At 50.7% G+C, this 5,967-nt stretch carries 7 protein-coding genes; all 7 read right to left on the bottom strand.

All coding sequences use genetic code 11. The annotated features are described in order from the left end of the window. Positions 1–339 (bottom strand): DUF4304 domain-containing protein (locus tag VJ464_29350; GenBank protein HKQ09265.1); only part of this gene is annotated, 339 nt, incomplete at its 3' end. A gap of 114 nt (positions 340–453) precedes the next feature. Further along, on the bottom strand, positions 454–1,029 hold the full coding sequence (locus VJ464_29345) for an ankyrin repeat domain-containing protein (GenBank protein ID HKQ09264.1): 576 nt from the start codon (positions 1,027–1,029) through the stop codon (positions 454–456). 209 nt (positions 1,030–1,238) lie between these two features. Then, positions 1,239–1,586: a hypothetical protein gene (locus tag VJ464_29340; protein ID HKQ09263.1), complete on the bottom strand. Its 348-nt coding sequence runs from the start codon at positions 1,584–1,586 to the stop codon at positions 1,239–1,241. 133 nt (positions 1,587–1,719) lie between these two features. Continuing rightward, entirely contained in the window at positions 1,720–2,406 is a 687-nt protein-coding gene (locus VJ464_29335) for a TIR domain-containing protein (GenBank protein ID HKQ09262.1), read from the bottom strand. Continuing rightward, entirely contained in the window at positions 2,403–2,693 is a 291-nt protein-coding gene (locus VJ464_29330; protein HKQ09261.1) for a hypothetical protein, read from the bottom strand. Before VJ464_29330 ends, VJ464_29335 begins: the two co-directional genes overlap by 4 nt. A 160-nt stretch (positions 2,694–2,853) precedes the next feature. Next, on the bottom strand, positions 2,854–4,554 hold the full coding sequence (locus tag VJ464_29325; protein HKQ09260.1) for an AAA family ATPase: 1,701 nt from the start codon (positions 4,552–4,554) through the stop codon (positions 2,854–2,856). Between the two features lie 146 nt (positions 4,555–4,700). Further along, positions 4,701–5,045 (bottom strand): type II toxin-antitoxin system PemK/MazF family toxin, encoded by a 345-nt coding sequence (locus tag VJ464_29320; protein ID HKQ09259.1) that lies wholly within the window; start codon positions 5,043–5,045, stop codon positions 4,701–4,703. Positions 5,046–5,967: the final 922 nt, after the last annotated feature.

Raw genomic sequence — 5,967 nt, 5'->3', positions numbered from 1 at the left:
GTCGCCAGAGGAAAACCATCGCCGCTTGTCATATCTGAACCAATGGTCGCTTTTTTCATCCGACGCACCAAGTCGAAGACGGCGCGCCACGTCCCAGGCCCTGATCTTGGTGGGAGGGATCTGTTCGCCCGACGGCCTATGGACACCATTGGGCGGACAGGCTGCAATCTCTACGACAAAGCCTCCGCCCCACTTGTCGAACTGAAACGTCACTAAGTGAATGGTACGTTCTGTCGTACGGCGAAAGTGTGGAAACGAGCCTTTGAAGCCGCGCTCCCGCAAGACTGGAATAACATGTTCCTTGAGAGCCTTAATCATCCTGTCGCGTTCATCTGACATAGCGCCTCGTTGGCCTAACGACAGCGTTCAGCGGGGCCGCGAACGGCAATAGGGGAACGATAAGAACTGCGCTTCGTGGCCTCCGCTGCAACGCCTTGTTAGACGTTGCACGGATTATTTAGCTCCTGCCTTCCTTAATAAACGTATTGCTGCTAAGTGACGATTGTCCGTTGCTCCTTCGGCACCTGATAAGGCTGTAAACCCGGTATCGTCTTTGATATTCAGCTTCGCGCCTTTAGCAATCAGGAGCCTCGTCATTTCTGGATCGCCCATATGAGCCGCCCACATAAGTGCCGTCATTCCTGTATCATCTTGGGCATTTATGTCCGCGCCTTTGTCCAATAGGATCTTCATAACCTGTATGTGACCATTCCTTGCTGCCCGGATGAGAGGTGTATCTCCCAATCCTTTTCCTGCATCCACATTTGCCCCCTGATTGATTAGAGCCAATGCGGCAGAGATATTTGCCGGGTCTTCTTTCTCTCCTATTTCAGTGGAGATTATCTTGTCTAACAAGCTGAATAGTTGCTCATCCAAGGTTCGCTGATTACCTGGGGTTGAATTAGGCTGCTTTGATGAAGTGCTATCAGACCTGTCGGGTGGAGGCACTTGGGCAATAGTGCCATTATCTTTCATCATCCATTCGATGTCCGTCCAAAATGCTTTCCCTTCATATTGGCCTTCAAGCATTCGGATTTGTGCATCTCCAGCCCAGCCTGTGTCAATTACTAATACCTTTGGGACAGGTGCAAGCACCTCCATGACACCAAAGTGCAAGCGCCTCCATGACGGCTAGCGATAAAATGCCGATGCCCAGCAAACCGATCAAGCGAGGCGGTGATCAATAATCGCCCGGTTTTTCGGCCAAAATGGGCATTAGCCTTTGGGTCATCGTTCTTTCAAAAGGTGTCATGGAGGTGCTTGCACTTGTCATCGATTCGAGTCTCAAGTGTCATGGAGGTGCTTGCACCTGTCCCCTTTGTGTTATTTGGCACAGCGAGAATCTTTCCTCCCCGAATGAGTTCCTTCAAACCATATTCGTCATTTGCCGCCTTCGCCTTGGCAAAAGCTCGAATAGACTCTTGGTCTGTAGCAACAATTGTTGCTTCGGGGCCGCCACGTAGCCTAGCTTGCGTACCGACTCTTATTTCGGTATCGCCCTTAGAATCTGGGGAACAAGCGATCAGAGATAAAATCAGAGTAAGGCAAGTGAGGGTAACGATAACTCTGGTGTGTCCTACAGACATAAGCTATTTCCTGTCTCCGCATAGCAACGTCTAACGCTCGCGTTCAGCGGGGCCGTGAACGGCATTGAAAGGACGCATAAGAGCTGCGCTTCACGGCCTCCGCTGCAACGCATTGTTAGACGTTGGCGGGGCTTTAAGGGTGATTGTTTCCCTCTCCAAGTCGTTGGCATATCAAATCAACAGTTTCATTGGCAGATCGCTTGCGAAGGTCAATATACCCGTCAATTGAGAAAAGGCCTGGAATTTTGGTGTCATCGAAACGCATTGGCATTATATCTTTGTCTCGCCGGTTCTTAATAACGTCTCGGATAGCTCTCCATTCAAGGCCACACCAATCTTTCTGTTCATATTCCTTACAAATAAAGATCACTATGAGTTCTGAATCTTCATGGTAAATCTTTTGAAGGGTGAGATCCAAATTCGGTTTAGCAAGCTCGGCCTCAAAGTATTTATCGTAAAAGATGCTGGTTGGGCCCAAACGCTCCACCAGTCCTTTCGCAATTTTTGAGACATATCTTCTTTTTTCACCTGGAAATGAGAGTGCAACCTTAAAACGCTTTTTTGTCAAACTCGCTGCCATTTGATTGTTATTAACCTTGCTCTGTCTAGGTTTGGGATGAGTTAGATAATCAAGAGCAGCCAATGACGCTGCAAAGGGGTCAACATCCAAAGTGCGGCGCTGAAAGCGCTCTGGCTGAAGCGTAGCAATAAAAGTCAGTATAAAGTTCAGCCATACTGAAAGTGGGTCAGGGTTACAGATAAATACCGGCTTGCCTGGCACAGTATAATCAACCACATTTCTCATGATATTTTCTATCATAATAAGGCGTGCCTCGTGACGCCAAACGCAGTGACCATAGCGTCGGTAATGCCGAATTTCGCAATTCGGGCATTCATAAATTTATTGTTGGACGTATTTGGTTCCACATTACCAAAATATTGCCACAGCATTATTGTATGGTTGGGGTGGCCGAATGCTTCGTCCTCAACAAGATTATCTGAGGTTATAAAATAGATTGATAGAGTAAGTTCATGGTACTGTTTGGCTTGCAACTCGAAATCGTGCCGTAATCGCCGCCATTCTCTTTTTACGCTCGCTTTGGCCATAGTAGCCTATTCTACAATGCTGAGTTGGAAGCCGCATATCGAGGACTCCCAACGTCTAACGCCCAGCATCAGCGGGGCCGCGAACGGAATTCGGGGAATGATAAGAAACCTGCTTCGCGGCCTCCGCTGCATGCAGTTGTTGGGCAGCCCGACGAGCGACTTAAGGCGAGAGAGCTTTATTGATAGCTTTTGCTATCGCATAGAAATGACTAAAGTACTCCGGCCCAGGTGTCGCAGTACGTTTGAATTCATCCAGAAGCAGCCTCTTGAGGCGATTTCTTGCACTCTCCTGTTCCTCTTTTGTCCCTGCTGTCGCTGCTTGCACAAGTGCCGGATTTGCTCCGTAAACTGCGGTGGTCACTGCGTCAGGGAGGAGGCCTTCAATGTTTTTCCTGCCTGCTGCGTTGATCCCAATAGGCAGATAATGTTTCCCTTTCTCAAGCTGTAATGCGCGGAGCGGCTTCTCAAGTTGGTCCGATGCGTCAAGGTCAAATGTAACAAATAGCTTTTGGTGCCTGTTTTTAATGAATCGAAGCAGAACTGTATTGCGAAGATTACCGGTTCCCTCATAAGAAACAATCTCTCCTTGAAGTACCAAGCGCCGCTGTCCATGCGCTGCATTCTGTAGCATTTCGAAGTACTCCTTATCTGTATCCCCTTCAACAAGCAGGATTGCGTCGGAATCATTGAGAATCAAGGCTTGCCAAGGCTTGAATTCTTCTGCGTCTAACCCAAGAGCCTGACCAAACGGAACCATCCAATTTTCCGGTGTGATTGCAACGCGCTCGGTATCCCGCAATTGCTTATAGACTGTACGCCGACGTAGAAGGATATTCGAGGTAGGCTTGTCTATGCTTAAGAGATATGGACTGTGGGTTGTGACAATGACCTGTACCTGGAACTCCTCAGCTAAATCGTGCAAGACCCGCCCGAATTCTGCCTGCGCAGAAGGGTGGAGGAAGCTTTCCGGTTCCTCCACTATGATAACTGGCGTGACCTTCCCTGCCGATGCCTCTGCGTCTGCAATCTGCTTTGCCCGAAACAAGGTGAGCAATATGAGGGTTCGGTTTTTCGTACCACTGCCCCAATCGTCAAGTGGCACCTCTATTGTCTTATCTCCAAGCGTGATGCTAAAAGGTAAGTAGCTAAAATCAAACTGAGGAAGCGACAGGCCTACTTTGTATTTTGTTTGAAGGCGACCAAGCAAACCTTCTAGTTCAGCCTGCTGACTGCGTGATATCTTGGCAAGGCCACGGTTAACTGTCTTCTTCATTGATTCGACTAAGGATTCGTGTTGACCGGATATATCCCGAATATAGCCTCCTGCGCTCGCACCTCGAAATAATATTCGGGGGTCAATCTGTGTAGAGTTATAGAAAAGAATGCTCTTTGATGACTGAAGCTTCTTTAGAACTTCTTGAGCATCGAGATCAGCGTATTCGTTGCCACAAGCCCGGACTACAACGAGCGGTTCTGTCCGTTCAACTCGGTAGGTTACGGTTAGCCCAAGATCAAAAGTATCGGGAGGGGCATCTAAGGAAAGCTGTTTTACTACTACTTGATACAAGCCAGCATCGCGCTCCCGATGCAATGTAATAGCTAGTTGGAATTCGATCTCTCTCCTTAATGGGTCTATATCTTTCCATTTAGGGTAGTCGTCTTTTACAGACATTTCCGATTCATTACCAAAGGAGATCACTTGGTATTGGTCATCCTCTTTCATGAGTGCCCGGATTGCGCGTACAACGTTTGTCTTTCCAGAGTCGTTGGCCCCGCAGATCGCGGTATACGATGAGGGGAACGTTAGATCAACGGACTCCAGCGTTCTATAGTTACGAATCTTCAGTTCAGCTATCTTCATATTCTCCCTTCACATTCATCACTTTGGGCAGCCCAACGCCCGCGTTTAGCGGGGCCGCGAGCGGCCTCACCAGCAACCACGTGAAACGCGCTTCGTGGCCTCCGCTGCAACGCCTTGTTAGACGCCGTTGAAAGCAGGACAAGTAATTATGGGTTAAGGCTCTCTCGCAGTAACTCTGTGACGGCTTCAATAACTTGTTTGAACTTTTCTGCCTTCAAAGTTCCCACCTGAGCAACAATCAACCTGTCATTAGCTGTAAATAGCTTCCCTGGCCGCGCATAACTGATTACCCGCAGCGCCCCTGTTTCCAGGCTGCCGTCCTTTATCTCTATCGCCTTGGCATCTCCATACGGTTTACTTGTGATTTGACATAAAACCCAGTCACCTCGACCCGCATCCGCCAGCACCAAAGCCGGGCGCAGTTTTGTTTCTGACAGGTCAGAAAAGGGAAATGGCACAAGAATTACCGCGCCCGCTGTAGGTGTGACCACGCCGCGTCCTCCTCCGGCTTGTTCCAATCTTCGGCAAGGGCCGACTCACTCAGCAGGGCCGTCTCAGAAATACTCGTTGCCGGCTCCTCTTCCAAAATAGTTACGAGTGCGCGCCTAGCAGCCGGCAAGTTTATGGATTCTAAAAGTCGAACGTGGCCGTTCTCGTCAATCACGGCTTCAACAGTCTTTATCATTGTCTGCCTCCCCAGCCATTTTACCTGATTTGCAGTTGCGATATGAACTGCTCAAATGCAGGCGTCTAACGAACACACATCACCGGGCCGCCGAACGGCATTGCGGGAAACGACGTGAACTCCGCTTCGGCGGCTCCGGTGCATGTCGTTGTTAGGCGGCCTGGCATCGCACCGCTCCCCTCTTGCTTCACCTATAGCCGCTTGCCCCTCCGCCTTCGCCCCGCTTCGCCCTGCGACCCCTATCCGCTATTGCCAGTTGGCCGCCTTCGTGCCGCCGCCCTTCGCCTCCGGGGGGTCGCCCGCGTCCGTCCATTTGCCTACCTTGCGCCGGCGGCGCTGCCCCTGCCGGCCTCTTGTTGCCGTCGCCTCATTGCTCGTACCGAGCGCCCTCTGCAACCGCCGCCTCTCGCTGAGCAGCGGTAGCGCAATGCGGATTGAGCCCTGGCCTGACACGGCGGCTTGCTTGGTTTTGGCTATCAGGGATTGTGGTTGGCCATACGCGATCCGCGCCTTCGCTCTCGTCAGCCGCTCCTTACTTGCGTTTGCTGTAGGGACGCCTAACGAACACACATCACCGGGCCGCCGAACGGCAATGGCCAAAGGATGAGAATTGCGTTGCGGCGGCTCCGGTGCATGTCGTTGTTAGGCGGCCTGGCATCGCTTCCTGCCCTCTTGCTTCACTCAATGCTGCTCCCCCTTGCGCCTTCGGGCCTCTTCGTCCTGCCTCC

Source organism: Blastocatellia bacterium, assembly GCA_035275065.1.
Lineage (GTDB): Bacteria > Acidobacteriota > Blastocatellia > UBA7656 > UBA7656 > DATENM01.
The sequence above is the reverse complement of the archived record's forward strand: the minus strand, read 5'-3'. Positions and strand labels throughout refer to the sequence as shown.